The 16,082-nt window shown below is 52.1% G+C and carries 18 protein-coding genes and 1 tRNA gene; 7 read left to right on the top strand and 12 right to left on the bottom strand.

Features of this window, described 5'->3' with window-relative positions:
• Nucleotides 1-96: 96 nt before the first annotated feature.
• From AB1500_11230 to pyrR, 3 genes are all read right to left on the bottom strand, one after another.
• Nucleotides 97-1,461 (bottom strand): dihydroorotase, encoded by a 1,365-nt coding sequence (locus tag AB1500_11230; GenBank protein ID MEW6183722.1) that lies wholly within the window; start codon nucleotides 1,459-1,461, stop codon nucleotides 97-99.
• Nucleotides 1,442-2,383 (bottom strand): aspartate carbamoyltransferase catalytic subunit, encoded by a 942-nt coding sequence (locus AB1500_11225; protein ID MEW6183721.1) that lies wholly within the window; start codon nucleotides 2,381-2,383, stop codon nucleotides 1,442-1,444. Before AB1500_11225 ends, AB1500_11230 begins: the two co-directional genes overlap by 20 nt.
• Nucleotides 2,384-2,663: 280 nt before the next feature.
• Nucleotides 2,664-3,212 (bottom strand): bifunctional pyr operon transcriptional regulator/uracil phosphoribosyltransferase PyrR, encoded by a 549-nt coding sequence (gene pyrR, locus AB1500_11220; GenBank protein ID MEW6183720.1) that lies wholly within the window; start codon nucleotides 3,210-3,212, stop codon nucleotides 2,664-2,666.
• Nucleotides 3,213-3,672: 460 nt separating this feature from the next.
• Here pyrR and AB1500_11215 point away from each other — a divergent pair, with 460 nt between their 5' ends.
• A complete protein-coding gene (locus tag AB1500_11215; protein ID MEW6183719.1) occupies nucleotides 3,673-3,924 on the top strand; it encodes a DUF3243 domain-containing protein in 252 nt (83 codons plus the stop codon).
• A 451-nt stretch (nucleotides 3,925-4,375) separates the two neighbouring features.
• Here AB1500_11215 and AB1500_11210 read toward each other — a convergent pair whose 3' ends face one another.
• The 3 genes from AB1500_11210 to AB1500_11200 all read right to left on the bottom strand — a co-directional run bounded on the left by AB1500_11210 (nucleotide 4,376) and on the right by AB1500_11200 (nucleotide 6,560).
• The gene (locus AB1500_11210) at nucleotides 4,376-5,089 is read right to left on the bottom strand and encodes a LysM peptidoglycan-binding domain-containing protein (protein ID MEW6183718.1); all 714 of its coding nucleotides are present in this window, start codon (nucleotides 5,087-5,089) and stop codon (nucleotides 4,376-4,378) included.
• A gap of 350 nt (nucleotides 5,090-5,439) precedes the next feature.
• Nucleotides 5,440-5,823, bottom strand: coding sequence for a hypothetical protein (locus AB1500_11205; protein ID MEW6183717.1), 384 nt, complete (start codon nucleotides 5,821-5,823; stop codon nucleotides 5,440-5,442).
• Nucleotides 5,784-6,560, bottom strand: a complete 777-nt coding sequence (locus AB1500_11200) for a BtrH N-terminal domain-containing protein (protein MEW6183716.1) — start codon at nucleotides 6,558-6,560, stop codon at nucleotides 5,784-5,786. Before AB1500_11200 ends, AB1500_11205 begins: the two co-directional genes overlap by 40 nt.
• Before the next feature lie 352 nt (nucleotides 6,561-6,912).
• On the opposite strand from AB1500_11200, the gene AB1500_11195 reads away from it, so the two are divergent.
• On the top strand, nucleotides 6,913-8,478 hold the full coding sequence (locus AB1500_11195) for a DEAD/DEAH box helicase (protein ID MEW6183715.1): 1,566 nt from the start codon (nucleotides 6,913-6,915) through the stop codon (nucleotides 8,476-8,478).
• Between the two features lie 102 nt (nucleotides 8,479-8,580).
• On the opposite strand, the gene AB1500_11190 is transcribed toward AB1500_11195, so the two are convergent.
• The 6 genes from AB1500_11190 to AB1500_11165 form a co-directional block, all read right to left on the bottom strand.
• Nucleotides 8,581-9,648, bottom strand: a complete 1,068-nt coding sequence (locus AB1500_11190) for a DUF5668 domain-containing protein (protein MEW6183714.1) — start codon at nucleotides 9,646-9,648, stop codon at nucleotides 8,581-8,583.
• Nucleotides 9,626-10,252, bottom strand: a complete 627-nt coding sequence (locus tag AB1500_11185; GenBank protein MEW6183713.1) for a B-box zinc finger protein — start codon at nucleotides 10,250-10,252, stop codon at nucleotides 9,626-9,628. The genes AB1500_11190 and AB1500_11185 overlap by 23 nt, the downstream gene beginning before the upstream one ends.
• Nucleotides 10,253-10,361: 109 nt before the next feature.
• Nucleotides 10,362-10,868, bottom strand: a complete 507-nt coding sequence (locus AB1500_11180; protein ID MEW6183712.1) for a zf-HC2 domain-containing protein — start codon at nucleotides 10,866-10,868, stop codon at nucleotides 10,362-10,364.
• Nucleotides 10,804-11,421, bottom strand: coding sequence for a sigma-70 family RNA polymerase sigma factor (locus tag AB1500_11175; protein MEW6183711.1), 618 nt, complete (start codon nucleotides 11,419-11,421; stop codon nucleotides 10,804-10,806). Before AB1500_11175 ends, AB1500_11180 begins: the two co-directional genes overlap by 65 nt.
• A gap of 370 nt (nucleotides 11,422-11,791) precedes the next feature.
• Nucleotides 11,792-11,907: transfer RNA gene (locus AB1500_11170), tRNA-Cys, on the bottom strand.
• Between the two features lie 118 nt (nucleotides 11,908-12,025).
• Nucleotides 12,026-12,295 carry a hypothetical protein gene (locus AB1500_11165; protein MEW6183710.1) on the bottom strand — a complete coding sequence of 90 codons (270 nt, stop codon included), beginning with the start codon at nucleotides 12,293-12,295 and terminating at the stop codon, nucleotides 12,026-12,028.
• Between the two features lie 79 nt (nucleotides 12,296-12,374).
• On the opposite strand from AB1500_11165, the gene AB1500_11160 reads away from it, so the two are divergent.
• The 5 genes from AB1500_11160 to AB1500_11140 all read left to right on the top strand — a co-directional run bounded on the left by AB1500_11160 (nucleotide 12,375) and on the right by AB1500_11140 (nucleotide 15,979).
• Nucleotides 12,375-12,983 (top strand): DUF1492 domain-containing protein, encoded by a 609-nt coding sequence (locus tag AB1500_11160; GenBank protein ID MEW6183709.1) that lies wholly within the window; start codon nucleotides 12,375-12,377, stop codon nucleotides 12,981-12,983.
• Between the two features lie 141 nt (nucleotides 12,984-13,124).
• Entirely contained in the window at nucleotides 13,125-14,039 is a 915-nt protein-coding gene (locus tag AB1500_11155; protein ID MEW6183708.1) for a hypothetical protein, read from the top strand.
• A 242-nt stretch (nucleotides 14,040-14,281) separates the two neighbouring features.
• Nucleotides 14,282-14,458, top strand: coding sequence for an excisionase family DNA-binding protein (locus AB1500_11150; GenBank protein MEW6183707.1), 177 nt, complete (start codon nucleotides 14,282-14,284; stop codon nucleotides 14,456-14,458).
• Nucleotides 14,459-14,534: 76 nt separating this feature from the next.
• Nucleotides 14,535-14,867: a hypothetical protein gene (locus AB1500_11145; GenBank protein ID MEW6183706.1), complete on the top strand. Its 333-nt coding sequence runs from the start codon at nucleotides 14,535-14,537 to the stop codon at nucleotides 14,865-14,867.
• On the top strand, nucleotides 14,834-15,979 hold the full coding sequence (locus AB1500_11140; protein MEW6183705.1) for a hypothetical protein: 1,146 nt from the start codon (nucleotides 14,834-14,836) through the stop codon (nucleotides 15,977-15,979). Before AB1500_11145 ends, AB1500_11140 begins: the two co-directional genes overlap by 34 nt.
• Nucleotides 15,980-16,082 lie beyond the last annotated feature (103 nt).

Genomic DNA, 16,082 nt, shown 5'->3' with positions numbered 1-16,082 from the left:
TCCTAACCAGATAAACCTGAACTAAACTTTTTTACCACAGCGACACAGAGTTCACAGAGTCCAGAAATGTCAAGACTAAATAACAAAAATGAATACCTATAATTCCGTTCTCCCCCTCTGTGTGCTCTGTGCCTCTGTGGTTAATTCTTTTTGCCATTTTTCGTGGATCCTATCTATGGAAGCATCCGTGGTAATCCAGCGACCTCCTGAAACGGTCCCGACCGGAATCCCTTTTAGCATCCTCCCGGTGAAAGGGGTATTCTTTCCCCGCGAAATAAAATCTGCCGGGTCCACCCGGATTTCCCGCCCGGGATCAATTATTGTCAGGTCGGCAACCGACCCCTCAACGACGGCCCCCGGCGGAAGCCCAAGGATGGAAGCAGGGTTTACCGTCAGTTTTTTAACAGCCTGCGTAAGAGTTAAAACCCCCGGATTTATGAGTTGACTAAAAACCAGTCCTACGGCGGTCTCTAATCCCACAATCCCGAAGGGCGCAGCGTCGAATTCTCTTTCTTTCTCTTCCAGACTGTGTGGGGCATGATCGGTGGCAATGACGTCGATGGTCCCGTCGGCCAGTCCCCCTATTACAGCCGCCACATCCGCCGTCGTCCTGAGAGGCGGGTTCACCTTGGCGTTGGTGTCATACCCTCCTACCGCTTCATCAGTCAGCGTAAAGTGGTGCGGCGTTACCTCCGCCGTCACTTTAACCCCTCTGGCCTTCGCCTCCCGGATAAGCCGCACCGTTCCCGCCGTACTGACGTGGGCTATATGGAGGCGGCATCCGGTGAGTTCCGCTAGAATGATATCCCTCGCAACCGCCGCCTCTTCCGCGGCCGCTGGCATACCCCGCAGGCCCATAACCGTCGCCGTATATCCTTCATTCATAACCCCGCCCGCCGCTAAAGACGGGTCCTCACAGTGCGAAATAACCGGTACTCCCAGCATCCCGGCGTATTCCATCGCCCGCCGCATCAGGTTGCCGTCCGCCACCCAGCTGCCGTCATCGGAAAAGGCCACGGCGCCGGCGGCTTTCATCTCTCCAAACGGCGCGAGTTCCTTCCCCGCGCTTTCCCTGGTGATAGCCCCGATCGGGTATACCCGTGCGTACCCCGCTTCGAAGGCACGTTTTTTCACAAAATGCACCGCCGCCGCACTGTCGCACACCGGGCGGGTGTTGGGCATAGCGCATAACGCGGTGAATCCTCCCCGCGCCGCTGCCGCCGCCCCTGAAGCAATCGTCTCCTTATACTCGAATCCGGGTTCCCTGAGATGAACGTGCATATCGATTAATCCGGGGACCACCAGGCACCCCCTGGCGTCAATGAACATAGTCCCCTTACGTTTGGAAAATCCGGAATCGATCGCCGCAATCCTACCGTCCACAACCGAAATATCCGCAGGATAGACCCGGTCGTTTATAGGGTCGACAACCGTTCCGCCTTTAATGATAAGCCTGGTCATTCTTGTCCCTCCGTCTCAGAAGGTAAAGACATGCCATCCTGATCGCCACACCGTTGGCGACCTGGTCCGTTATTACCGCCCCCGGCCCGTCCGCTACCGCCGCACTGATTTCCACACCCCGGTTAAGCGGTCCCGGGTGCATAACGATGGCTTCCGGATTCGCCAGGTTAAACCTCTCCCGATTAATGCCGTAAAGCTGTGTGTATTCTTCCACACCGGGGAGCAGCCCCTGGACGAAGCGTTCCCGCTGCAATCGCAGCACATAAACCACATCCGCCCCGTTCAGCGCCTCTTCAACCCCGGTTAAAACCTCAGCCCCCAGTCTTTCCATCCCGGGAGGAATAAGCGTCGCGGGACCGCAGACCCTTACTCTTGCCCCCAACTTGGTCAGTCCCCAGATGTTCGACCGGGCGACACGGCTGTGTGCGATGTCACCGACTATCGCGACCGTCAGGCCCTTGATCCCGCCCTTTCGCTCCCGTATCGTATAGAGGTCGAGAAGCGCCTGGGTCGGGTGTTCGTGCATCCCGTCACCGGCGTTGATAACCGAAGCCCCTGTATAGCGGCTCAAAAAGGCGGCTGCGCCCGCCGCCGGGTGTCGCAGCACCACCACATCGGCGCCGAGAGCGGCGATCGTCCGGGCGGTATCCATCAGCCCTTCTCCCTTCACCACGCTCGACGAACCCGCCGTTACGCTGACCGCGTCCGCGCTCAAGTACTTTGCCGCAAGCTCGAAAGAAACGCGGGTACGCGTACTGGGCTCGTAGAAAAGGAGCAACACGACCCGCCCCCGGAGCGTCGGCACCTTCTTGATCTCCCGGTCCATGATCTCGCGCATGGCAACGGCGGTATCAAGAACGGTCTCTATTTCCCCGACGGTGAGTTCCTCCATGCCAAGGAGATCCTTTCGTTCAAGCACCAGTTCCCCTCCCTTAACCGTTCAAGGTTCAACGTTCAAGGTTCAAGGTTGGAATTTAGCAGCCAGTAGTCAGAATATGGAAGCTAGAATGTAGAAGATAGAATTCAGAATCTAAAACTCCAACTCGCGAACCCGGAACTCTTTTTCTTTTCCATCGCTGACTCGTGACCCGAGACCCGCGACTCGCGACTTTTTTCCCGGACTCAGGACTTTCGACTGAGGACTATTTCCCCTTCACCCTTCACCCTTCACCCTTCACCCTTCACCCTTCATCCCTCATCCCTCACTCTACCCTTTCGTTAATCACGACCCGGTCCTCACCGTCGATCTCCCTAATGAGCACAGAGATCACTTCCTTGCTGGAGGTCGGCACATTCTTGCCAATATAGTCCGCCCTGATAGGCAGCTCCCGGTGGCCCCTGTCCACCAGCACAGCCAGTTCAATGACGACGGGCCGCCCGAGATCCATAAGCGCGTCAAGCGCCGCGCGGACGGTCCTACCGGTGTATATCACATCGTCAACCAGTATCACCCGTTTGCCTGTAACCTGATAATCGACCTCCGTCCGGTACACCAGCGGCTGGTAGCTGAGCTGAGTAAGGTCGTCGCGGTACAAGGTTATATCAAGCGACCCGACCGGAAGGTCGCGCCCCTCAATCTCGCGGATCAGTTGCGCCAGGCGCGTCGCTATAGGTACACCGCGCCGGCGGATGCCGATAAGAGCCAGATTCTCGACGCCCTTGTTTTTTTCAATAATCTCGTGGGCCATCCGCGTGAGAGACCGGCGGATACCCTCCGCGTCAAGTATTTGCGCTTTTTCTTTCAGTTTCATAGCATTCTCCTATTCCGGACAAGCCGGAACTATAATGTTTCACCAGAGAGGCACAGAGTTCGCAGAGAACTGAAATCAAGATTAAATCATAAAATGAGTGTCTCTGTGGTTAGTTTTTTTTGTCAAGATCTTGAGAAATAAAAATGCCTCCTTACCACCCGGGCAAGCAGGCACCGTATACCGCCGTACTCAACGCTCGTTTAAAAAACAGAACGCCCTTACTAATCGCAATTGCGTCCGTCATTATGTCATTCCGGATTGAGTACAGGATTAGGCTATCTCCCTTCCCGGCCTCGCCGGACCGGTTTAAAGGTGGTTTTTCAAAATAATGTTACAAGACTATCTTCCCGGCGTCAAGAAGTATTTTTTTATATCGCCTTCTATCCCTTCGGGCGTCTCTATTTTTTTGTTTAATTGCGGTCTCCGAGGAAGAAACTAAGGGAAAAGGGAGGTGTACTTCATGGAGATTACGACTTTCGATGAATGGGTTGATGTCCTTTCAGACGCCCTCGATAAAGCTAGGACTGTAGGGATGTCCGACAACTTGATCAAGAAGTCGGCCGTTGAAATGGGCGATTTCCTCTATTCCCACGTAGACCCCGACGCTCCTGAGAACCGCGCGCTGAAGGCTATGTGGGAAGTGGCGGATTCTGACGAGAAAGAGGCTATTGCGAATACCCTGATCAAACTATGCGAAAAGCACAAACATTAGACTGTTTCCTGACTGGGAACCGTTAACGGTTTCGTTGAACGGGGACCGGGGCCTATCGGTGCGGTTTTCTACAGCCGGAGAGAAAGACTGACCAAGCGTTGAGTACCTTGTTCGACCGGTTATATTACCTGTCGTATCAAACCCGTTTGAAAAGAATTTATCACCCGGTGTGACACCGGGTGATGATTTCTTTCTGCGTCAGTATTCACTGAACTCCTTGGAGGCCGCTGCAAAACTGCGCCTGACTAATTCGGAGGTGAGAGGCAGGAAGTTAGAGGTTAGAATTCTTGTCGGAATTCGTTCACGAATTCCTTCTATTCTCTGACTTCCGACCTCCGGCATCCAACTTCTAATACCGTACGCTCCGTTCGTCCGGCGTCATCCTTCGCGCCGCGCTTGCCTCTAACCGCGCCCCGTCAAAACACATATGTGGTTTATTAAACTGAGCTTGTTAGATTCTGCCGGGGACGCAGATGGGCTGACCCACCTGAAGCTGATTCGGGTCGACAAGCTGCGGGTTTGCCGCAATCAACTCCTGTAATGAGACACCAAAACGGCGGCCGATTCCGTACAGGGTGTCTCCCGGCTGTACCAGGTAAACGCTGCCTTGCGGACAAGGTATGGGTCCGGGTATGCCGGTCGGCAGGCATATTGTCTGACCGACCTGAAGGCGGTTTGGATCGACACCGGGATTGACGGCTATCAAAGCATCCACGGTGGTGCCGAAACGGCGGGCCAGACTGAAAAATGTGTCTCCGGGCTGTATGACGTAAGTCCCGCCTGGACACGGGGGTCCGGGAAACGGCGCTGGAATGCAGATTTGCTGTCCGACTCTAAGGCGGTTTGGGTCGATGCCCGGGTTGGCGGCGGTCAGCGCCTCCACGGTGATTCCAAAGCGCCGGGCAAGGCTGTAGTAAGTGTCACCCGGCCTGATTTCGTAGAGGAACCCGCCCGGGCACGGGCCGGGCGCCGCCGGCACCGGAATACAGATTGTCTGGCCGATCACTAAATTCGAGGGACTCACGCCGGGATTGGCGGCCATTAGAGCGTCCACTGTGGTGCCGAACCGCCGGGCAAGACTGAAATAGGTATCTCCGGGACCTATGACGTACAGCGTCCCTCCCGGACAGGCAGGCACCTGAGAGACTGAAGGGTTGCCAAGCATTATAACCACTTCCTTATTAGTTATAGGATGCTACATTGTACGTAAATAACCGGATTCTGCCCCTGGCTTATCGTTTGTCCCCCGACTGCGCGATCCCGGCAGATTACTCGGAGCACCGGTCTAAAGCGCCTCCGGTGCGTTAAAGGTTTATCTCCGGCGGACGAATTAATTTATGTAGAATCACGAAAACGTAAACCGCCCGGCACCAAAAATATCAACCAAAAGACGAAGAGAGTGTTACAAAACACCTTAGCCGATACAGAGGCATAAACCTGTTTTGCAACACTCTCCTGGATTATCGCAGGCTCAGTCAACGATTCCGGGTTTGTGAAAATCTATTCAAACTCCTGTCAATTATTACGGATAACACGTTCCAGAAGCCTGAAGGCTTTTTCCTCGACTGCATAGCATTCAAGTATTTTTTGTCTTAAACCTTGAAGCAAAAGGGCCGCGCCGTTATTTTGAAGCTCCGTTTCCGCGCTTTCCATCTGATCTTTCATTCTCGCGCCGATATCTTCAACTTCCCGCGCCGCTTCAGACCCCTGCTCCCTGAACACATGGTACTGCCGCGTAAGCAACCTGCGTAATGCACTCAATGCAGGCCGGTTCTCAGCAAGGGCTGCCTCTCCGATGCCTGTCCAGATGCTTCCCGCTTCCCTCATCATTTCGGCCGCCTCTTTCAAGGAAGGTTCGTTTAATACAAGACCCGCCTCCTCAAGAAAACCGGCATACATTGTTCTAAAGGCGCTACCCCCCGTTCCCCCGATTTCCCGGTGTAAATATAAGTATTTATAAGACACGTCAGCAACTCGCGCACACTGAAATGTTCAGGCCATTTCAGTACGAAGCCGGCCCATTTTTTAATACCGGAAAGACCGATATTGGATATGGGAGGTGTCAGCATGCCGGCGCAACAGTCTCTGACAGCCTCCCTTATCCCGTCTTCCAGATCTTTGATCTTCGCCGGATAAGCGAGGGAAAGCAATCTGTTTTTCGGGGGGAAAGGTTTGAACGGAGAGCCGCGCACTTGTTGCAGTTCCGCCACTTTGACGGTAACCGGTTTCTGAGCGCGGTCGGAAACGCAAACCCTGTCTTCTTCCTCATCCAGACCGAATACCACGAAAGCATGCCCGCCGAAATGAGTCGTTTCGGGAACAGGGAAATACGGAAGATAAGCCAAATCCCCGTAACAAACGGCCGGCTCACCTGTCTTGAGCATTCCTATCAATCGCTCGTGTCCCTTCCTCAGGCTGTTTGTTTCCAGAACGGTCACGACGACCCCGATACGCCGACCGGCAGTAACCAGGATTTCCGCGACTTTCCCGTTTCTTACCCCGATGAAGGGTGAAGACATGTTTTTGTTATGCCAGTAGATAAACCCCGCTGTCGAAGGCATCCGCAAAGTCACCCCTGTAACCTTCAGACTTCTTACATAGGCCACGCTCAAGGAGGGCATTCCCTTCACTTCCACCTTGACCCCCCCTTCGCCGTCCCGCCCCCGACAGCATAAGGATAACCCGAATAACAGGCCGTGTCTTTTCCGTTCTTGCTCACCGCTTTGCAGTTCTTGCTGAACTTCCTGCCTTTATCCTTTCGCCACCGGGTGGCGCTGCACCCGAAATGCTCTCTCATCCCATCGGGTGACATTTCGGCGTCTGAATATGCCTTCATTCCCGGTGGAATTCATAAAGAAAACGTTAATGTCCTGCGACCCCTATGCGCTTAAGTTTGCTGAACATATGCCTGGAAAAACATCCTCAACTTGTGTTAAACTATAGTATTGTAAAACAACAAGATTTTAAGTGTAAAAGGAGTACGTGACAGTGAGCACATTTGATGAACTCGGGCTTAAACCCGAGCTGGTAAGGGCGGTGACCGATCTTGGGTTCGAACGCCCCACGCCAATCCAGGAGAAAGCCATCCCGCTTGTGTTAGGCGGGCGGGACATCCTGGGACAGGCTCAGACAGGGACAGGTAAAACGGCCGCTTTCGGGCTGCCGATCTTAAACGGGATATTCCCCGGACGCGGCCTGCAGGCGCTTGTCCTGTGCCCGACGCGGGAACTGGCCGTTCAGGTGGCGATGGATCTGACTAATTTCGGCCGTCATTTACACGTAAAGGCACTGCCCGTTTACGGAGGCCAGTCGATCGAACACCAGATCCGGTCTCTGCGTAATCGGCCTGAGGCCGTCGTCGGGACCCCCGGACGTCTTCTTGACCACCTGCACCGGGGCACTCTTTCTTTAGCTTCACTCCGGTACGTGGTTCTGGACGAAGCCGATGAAATGCTCGATATGGGTTTCAGGGAGGACATCGTAGCGATACTGTCCCAGTGCCCCGCCGAGCGCCAGACCATGCTGTTCTCCGCCACTATGGCCCCCCCGATCGCGGAGTTGGCGCGCAGTTTTCTTGACAACCCCGAAGAAGCGGCGATACGAGGTTTTGAAATCACCGCGCCTCTTATCGAGCAACGTTATTACGAGGTGAACCCCAAACAGAAGGCTGAGACCCTCTGCAGGATCCTGGACGTGGAAAACCCGTCCAGCGCCCTGGTCTTCTGCCGCACCAAGCGCGGTGCGGACGAACTGGCGGACAACCTGCGCGTCCGTGGTTACGCCGCCGAGGTAATTCACGGGGATCTCTCCCAACGCGAGCGGGACAGCGTCATGGCGCGCTTCCGCGCCGGACAGGTCGAGTTGCTGGTGGCCAGCGACGTCGCCGCCCGAGGGCTGGATATCAGCCACGTGACTCACGTGATTAACTTCGATATTCCCCAGGACCCCGACAGTTACGTCAACCGTGTCGGCCGAACGGGCCGGGCGGGACGCGAGGGAGTGGCAATCACGCTGGTCACCCCGCGTGAAGTGCGTCAGCTGCGTTTCCTCGAACACAACATCAACAAGCGCATTAAACGCTGCGCGCTCCCTACTCTTGTCGAAGCGATGGAACGGCGGCAGCAGATGCTTGCAAGGCGCGTGGTCGACGCGATCGAAGAGCCCTCGGGTGAGTATCGTTCCCTTGCGGCGCAGCTCCTTGAAGAACACGACTCCACCGACCTGGTGTCAACCATGCTGCAGTTATTGGACCAGGAAGGCCGCGAACTGGAACGGGCTGACCTCCTCGAAGCAGACCCGGAGTTTGTCAACGTCCGGGTGCCGGTCGGCCGGGTGCAGGGCGTTCAGGTAAGGGACCTGCTTACGAGATTTGAATCCGCGGGGATCTCCCGCAGGGATATCGGCAATATTAAAATTCACAACGAATTCACCTATGTCCAGCTGCCGGCCGAGTTTGCCGACCAGGCCGCAGGTTTGTTCAAGACCCCGCGCGGCGGCCGCCGGGGCCGCGCCGACAAAGCACCGGTACGCCGGAGACCCTTAAAGAGCTTCTAAGACAGACTATAGACACATGGCTTTCGTAACCAGGGGAAAAAGGACCGGCCCCGCAGAACGGACCGGTCCTTTTTGACTTTCGCACGAGTTTGGGCCCGGTTTCTATCTGACCGAGATGTTTATCGCCCCCGTCGCGACGCGCAACACGGCGCTGCCCTTCCCTTCTCCCAGCTTGTAGTTGAAAGAGCTTCCCGGACCCGGGGTTTTTGCAGCGCCCGGCAGGCCGCTGACCAGGACCGGACCTATGCTTGATTCGGCGTTTATAGACAAATCTGACTCCCTTGGCAGTTGGAACACGACCCGTCCGGTGTCGCTTCTCAGTTCGTAATTCTTCGCCAAAGGGCGCGCCGAAGAAAGGGTGATTGAGCCCGCGTTGGTCCCGGCGGTCACGTCGCCGCCCGGGTCCTTCACGAAAATCCCGCCGGCGTTGTTCCTTGCCTCAATATCGCCGCCGATCCGCGTCAGCTCGATCGCCCCCGCGGTGCCGCTGACCTTCAGGTCGGCATAGACGTCTTCCGCAACCACCCGCCCGGCGGTATTCTCCACATCTATGTCCATTCCCTCGGGAACCCGCACCTCGAGGTCGGTATAAATGCGATGGTTGAAACCGGTGTTTTCCGGAACGCGGATGAAAATCGCGTCGCCGGAGCTGATTTCCGGTTTGAGCGTCCCGGCCAGATCCCTCGCCGGACCGCTTTCCGGCGAGTGGATCAACGCCTTAACCTCCAGCTTCCCGCCGGCAGCCGGCAGCAGCTCGATCTTACCCCGCCGGTTTTCGATGCTCAGTTTCTGCCCAGGCTTTACGTCGATGGCGTTCGCCGTCCAGGTCGTCGTATGGGTGAGCTCCGCCTGGTGCCACGGGATTCCGCTTATTATCCGGTCAAGGTTCCTGCCGGCGAACGTGGCCGCGTACAGGGCGCCGCCCGCCAGGATGATCATTACTATCAGTATCACGCTGGCCGCGTGGATCTGCACCTCTTCCTCGCGGTTGAGAGCCCTTTTCAGGAAATATTCCGCCCCCAGACCGATCAACAGCAGCGGCCACAGTTTCCAGAGCACTTCCGGCCGGGTGATCACGTGAAAGTTATAAAGCAGTATCAACAAGCCGCCCAGTATCAGCCCGAAGGCCAGAGTAATGGGCCCGGCTTTAACCGTTCCCTTCGCCGCCATCGTCCTTCCTCCCCTTCAAGTTTTGATACAGGATCAATACCCCGACACCGATTATCAACAGAGGGGAAATCAACCTGTGCACGGTCCCATATCTGAACACGTACGGCAGATAATTGTTGAGAAGAGCCACCGCGCCTAACACGATCAGCGCGTATCCCAGGTAATCGCGCCACTTATTGTGTTTGCCGAGGTCGACCAGCGGCCTGTCTTCTACCGGAACACCTTCCCGCATCTTCCTCGCGAGCTGCAGCGTGTCGAATATGCTGTAAAACATCAGCACCGGTATGACCAGCGCCGTAAGAGGACCCAATCCGGTCATCGCCGCCACAAATATCGTGCCGAAAAAGATGATCAGCGTCTGCAGACCCCTATCCATCATTTCAAGGTACATGTAGCCCACGCCCGGAATGAGGGACAACAGGAAAGCAAGAAACACGCTCTTTTCCCCGCTCACCGTACCGCCGGTTGCCGCCACCTTCCCTTCGAGGCAGGGGCGGCAGTAATCCGCTCCCCGCAACGTCACCCGGCATTCCGGACAAACCGGCGTCTTGCACAAAACACATAGCACTTCGGCCTCTGCATCCGGATGGTTAACGCATTTCAATTCAAACTCACTCCTTCATAAAAATGGGCGCTCCGAATTACGGTTCGTTCGTGAGCTGCCATGCCCCATTTTCATTCTTTTAACAGAGCGGCTTCGGGTGCATGGCGCACTATTTCGTGAATATCCTCTGGCTGTATTCATCGGCCATTACAGTGGCGCGTGTCACAACGTTATCGGTCGTCCTGACGTATGAGGATACCACCGCGTTGACACCCTTCCCGGTATCGGTCATTTCCACGCCGTCCAGCCGGGGGCCTAACCCCCACGCCAGCGCCAGACAAACCGCGGCAGCCGTTACAACGTCAAAGAACACGGTGTACGGTTTCCTCATGGTCACCGGGAAACCGGCCTTTTGGGGCTCCGGCATTGTTGGAAGGGTGTGACCCGCGCGGCGGCTGCTTAGCGCCACGTTTTCCATGACGGCGTTCAGCAGGTCCCGGGGCGCCGGATCCGGTTGCCAGAGGTCGAGCAGGTAGTCGATTTGCCGTAGATCCTCCAGCTCCTTGGAGCACTCCCCGCAGCCGGCAAGGTGTTCGGATATTTCCCCGGCCTCAGACGACCGGCATTCCCCTGCCTGATATCTGCCGAGCAGTTCTTTTACCTTCCGGCAGCGCACCGCCGTCACCCCCCAACAATTCGTTTTTCAACATCAGTTTAGCCCTGTGTATCCTGGTGGCGACCGTTTTCTCCGATAGGCCCGTGACTTCCGCCACGTCTCTATAACTGAGCCCCTGGTAGTGATGCAGCACAAGGGCCGCCTTGTAACCTTCGGGCAGGGCGTATACCGCCCGTCTCAGGTTCTCCAGCCTTTCCTTCTGAAGGAGGGCCTCTTCCGGTCCGGCACGGACGTTCTTCAACGATTCCGTAACACCGCACGCCTCCAGCGGCAGTTTTCGGCTTCGCTCCCTTGCGTGCCGGCGCGAAAGGTCGATGCACAGGTTAGTCGCGACCCTGTAAAGCCACGTGTCAAAACCCGCCCTGAAGTCGAACCGCGGTAAAGCCTGAAAAACCCTTATGAAAACTTCCTGCGCGGCATCGCGTGCGTCTTCGGGCGCAAGCATCCTGACGGCGTACCCGAAGATTTTATCCTGGTACCTCTGCACCAGTTCCCCGTAAGCCCCCAGATCACCGTTCAAGGTCCTTTTCACCAGAATTTCGTCCGAAACCAAATGAGATGCCCCTTTTCGCTTTTTGAAACCGCGCTGAATCCGGACTTTTAACCTTTAGTTTACCCGATTCTTCCTCCGGCCTCCGGTAACCGTCCGAAACGGTCCCACCCTAAGAACGACGTCGTTTCTTTCAAGCCGGGTATTACAGTCATCTAATAGTTTAGACGATGGTAAGCCGGATTTCTTTCAAAGTTTATAAATTATTCCGGAGGGCAGATACCTATGAGGTTCATAACAAGCGCGACGTCAACGTCCTTCACCCAAGTCTCATCCGGCGCTGCATATCTCAGGTTTGTCCCCCAAGATACACTTATTAATAAAGAACGGCAAGAATCTCCGTCCCGGAAACCCTTGCCGCTTCAACATATTTTGGAGGCGACAGGCAGAGTCGAACTGCCGAATAACGGTTTTGCAGACCGTCGCCTTACTTTCGAACCTGCAAACCCGCGTCGCTACTGCATTTGCCTGTTAGCCTACCCCGTCACCGACAACGGTCTTATATGTTTTAATTTAAACCAACTTAATTAGAATTAGCAATAGTTTTTTCTTTACTTCGGCCTTAATTTGTTAATAGCAATTACTTGAAACCTAACAGCTAATATTACTATTTTAAAGGCCCAGTACCCATAAATCGTATAAAAACCTCGTTTTCGTCTATTTGTACATTGCTAATGATAATATCTCCCGATCTTCCGTCTTCAAGTGTAAGTCTATAAAGACCTCCGGGTTCAATATTCTTTTCATGTGGTATAGAAAATGAACCATACCAATTTCTGAGCCCTGATCTAGAATCTTTAACTTCTTCAAGCCAAAGATGTATATCCTCGATAAGACTCTGATAATCCTTTTTGATAGTCCCGTTGTAAGCAGGCATTTTTATACCTCCGTACTGTAATTTGGTTTCCTTTATGATAAATGGTATTATAAAGTAAAAAAATATGAAAGTATAAACAATGATTAACCTTAAACCTCTTTTAGTGCAGGTGGCAAAATATTGCCCTTTCAGAAAAGATAATAACTGTAGGGAAAGCCGCATGTGTAGCAAAAACACCAAGACTATTTGCTGTGCTTTCTGTGAAGAATTTACGAACTTATGTATAAGCAATTGCCCTATTTCAAAACCATTAATTAGGAACCGACACTATACCAGAAAACAAATAAGTGATTGGCTACAAGACTTGGAGTTTGCCTTTTGGACACTTGATCGCCGGGAAGATCATTGGGGAATTCCTTTTTTAGGTATTAGCCATAAGTTACTTGCTAGGTTACGGGGGCTAAAAACTGCAGGCAGAGAGTTATCAGAGGACGAAGCGGGAATTCTTGAAAGTGCTGAAAATAGAATTAGCATTATCTTAAAGGTGAGACAAATGTTACTGACTTTTAAGAGCGTAGTTGAGCAATTTTCTCCAGAAGAGCAGCAGCTAATTAAGTATAAGTATTTGGACCATAAAGATACGAAGTGGATCATGAAGAAACTTAACATATCCCGTGCCACATTCTTTCGTTGGAAGAAAAAGTTCACGGATAAACTTGAGGATTTGGCCGCCAAGAGCCAACTCTGAGAAGTAGAAAAGTTATCCACAGAAGATGAGACTAATTCCTTGCAAAATGCAAAGGTTTGTGATATTATTCAGTAAAGTGGTATTTTATTCTTTAAAAATAGCCGTCCCCGGACGGTTTATATTTTTCAGGGAGTATCGTCAATGATACAAGCTAAGAAACTTGTTAAAGTTCAAAATTTTGCATGCCAAGATATAGGTTTTGTCACTGTAAGACATGCATGCATTTTGATTCTAGCTAACGAAGCAACACCTTGCCTTTCTTTTTGGGAATTAAATTCTGACGAACTTCCGTTAAATTATAATAAACTTCAATCAGTTTTTAATGAACTTCATTGCATTCGTTTAGAAACCTTCACAAAGCGTGCAGCTTCGGCCCGTGTAAAAAAGCATTTTGCCAAACTGGGTCCATCCCTGTGCTGGGACTGCGGATTATTGATACCAACGCAAAACCCGTTCATACGCCAGCGTTGTCCCTCCTGCCAAACTCAATATGAAAAACGAAGAAGCCTTTTACGAAAGACCTCGATACTTGAAATGGCCTTATTGACTTTAGAAAGACAGGATTATCCTGTATGCCTCCATGACTATAAAGAAGCCAGCGAGGTATTAAAAGATCGAATAGAATCAGAGCCGGAAAGCCTCACTAATGTTCACGAAATAGTTGCTCTAATGGAATTACTACGAAATAGGATTAAGGTCAAACTGCACCCGGTGATAGTTGGTTCACCGGCCGGTTTGGTTCTCCCAGGAGAAAATGTGGTTTTGAAAATTGTTCGTAATCACAAACAACGTGATGCGGAACGGGAAATCGAGCTTCGGGCTGAACTCGGCCCTCAATGGGAAATATTATCGATACTTATGGCTTACATTGAAGACTGCGTTCAAAAGTTACTGCCGCTTATTAGGTCGATTCATAACCAAAGACAGTCTATCAGACGTAAAAACTCCGGAATTCTACCCGAGTGGTACTCAAAACAAGACGAAGCCCTATTACAAGATGTTAAAAGGAAATTGGGAATGCCACTTTATAAGACTATAACCTTAAGAAAAGAATAGTTAATACCATCAGCTATATCCGGTCGCCGATGTTCGGAAAATGTCCGAAAAATGTCCTTTACTTATCCGTTTACACCCTGCTAAAATTAAATTGGGTGTATTGTCCCTAATGGTTAAGGGGCGTTTTTTTATTTTACGGGATCTGAAAAATAACAAGAATTGAAAAAACGAAGAGCCATCCATTTCGGGTGGCTTTTTTGTTTTGGCGGTTGTAGGACTTTTAGTGGAAAGGAGGAGAGATTATGCAGAAGCAAACGCTATCGGTTCGGGAAACGTCTGTAACCTTAGGGCTCAGTCTCGGCACGGTAAGAAGACTAATAGCTGACGGAAAACTGCCAACGATCAACCGTAATCTAGGATTACGGAAACAACTTGTGTTAAAAGAAGCGGTAGAACGTATTCTTGGAACCAATCTGTAATTTAGCACCAAAAACTTAAAACGAAAAGGCCGGGATATCACACCCGGCCTTTTTTATTGGAAGGAGTGTTTCTCAAGTGAAAAGCGTTCGGCTTTATGTCAGGTTCAATGGTAGAAATGTTGTTTCCGGAATTATGGACACGGACCGCGTATTCCATAAATCCGTTGCATTAAGACACAAATTATATGTGATGGACGCTTACGGTTTAGACGAATCCAATGTCCGAGAATTACAAGCATTAGGCTGCAAAGGGATTCTGCTCAGAGAACGTGACACTGAAACGAAGTTCTACGTTGATTTCGAAACCTTTTTGGAAAAAGCTGTTTCCCGTAAAATCGGCAGTTTCGGCTTTCGCAAATATTTACCGCTGCGTTATTGGGAAAAACGTCAGAAGGAACAGGTTGTATGATGAATACGCTAAAAAGAAAAGCCTTTGAGGCCCCGGCCCACAACCGGGGCCTCCCTATTTACGGACTATGGTGGACACCAATCCGTATAGCAGCCTACCTGAACGGTAATTGGAAGACACTAAACCACAACCAGTATAACACAAAACACTTAAACACGTTAAGCATTGGGGTTTCCCCTATCGGCGTTGAAGGTGATTGTCATTTCATCGGATGGGATATTGACGGACCGGGCGAGGATGTTAAAAAACTGTTGGACGCATTACCTAAAAACTGTATACCTTTAGTTTCAGTTAGCGGCAAGAAGGGATACCATTGCTGGCTTTTCCCAGACCGTCCGTTAGGGGTTCAAACGGCCTGCAATTTTGGAAATGCGGTAATGCAGAAAGCACGCATCGATTGTGAAGTTTTCCCTTCGGGTGAAAGAAGCAAGGCCCTAAAATGGCCGGGCAGAGTCCATCCGGAAACTGGTGTGAAAGAAACCTTTGTTCACGTTGACGATCTTTCCACCGGATATGATACCGATGTGGTTCTCGAAGGCTTGGAAAGTGGTGTTTGGCGAACTCCCTGCGAAGCAATAGAACTTTTCTTAAAGGAAACCACCGTAAGCCCTCAGGAAAGCCCTGACGTTATGCAACAACCCTTGGACGAATTAAAAGGATTGATACCATTCCCTCCCCTGTCACCTATTGAGAATATGCTTATCCCTGACGGCACCAACCTCGCCGCTATACCGGAAATTGCATTAGGACTTGCATGGCTGGCGGGACGGAGGGTAAATCATATCGGACGTGTGTTTAAATGCATTCTGCCAGGTCACGAGGAGACAAAACCTTCGGCAGCGTTTTATAAAACCGGAGACGGACGAATTATGTATCACGATTTCCACCAAAGGGACGGCGACGAGTGGTTTACATTAGGGGAAGTATACCGGGCAGTCGTAACCGGCGAGGTGAAAAAACTTAGGCCGGTGTACTCGTCGCGGTGGCTTTGCCGTCTGGCTTTGCGGTTGGGTTTTGAAACCGACATGGCAACTGCGGTAAGGGCAAAACTTTCGCTCATTGAGGGCGTTTTTAAAACCCTTTCCCCCTTGTCATCGGCGGTGATAAACTGACCCCATACGGCGGTTGAAAATTGACCCCCTCCAAAAAAAGGAGGGAAACGAATTGGGTCAACCTGAACCTCTTTCTCATGAGCTTAGTCATGGGAGAGAAGAA

The sequence above is a fragment of the Bacillota bacterium genome, from assembly GCA_040755295.1.
GTDB lineage: Bacteria > Bacillota > Desulfotomaculia > Desulfotomaculales > Ammonificaceae > SURF-55.
This window is presented reverse-complemented; position numbering and strand designations above follow the sequence as displayed.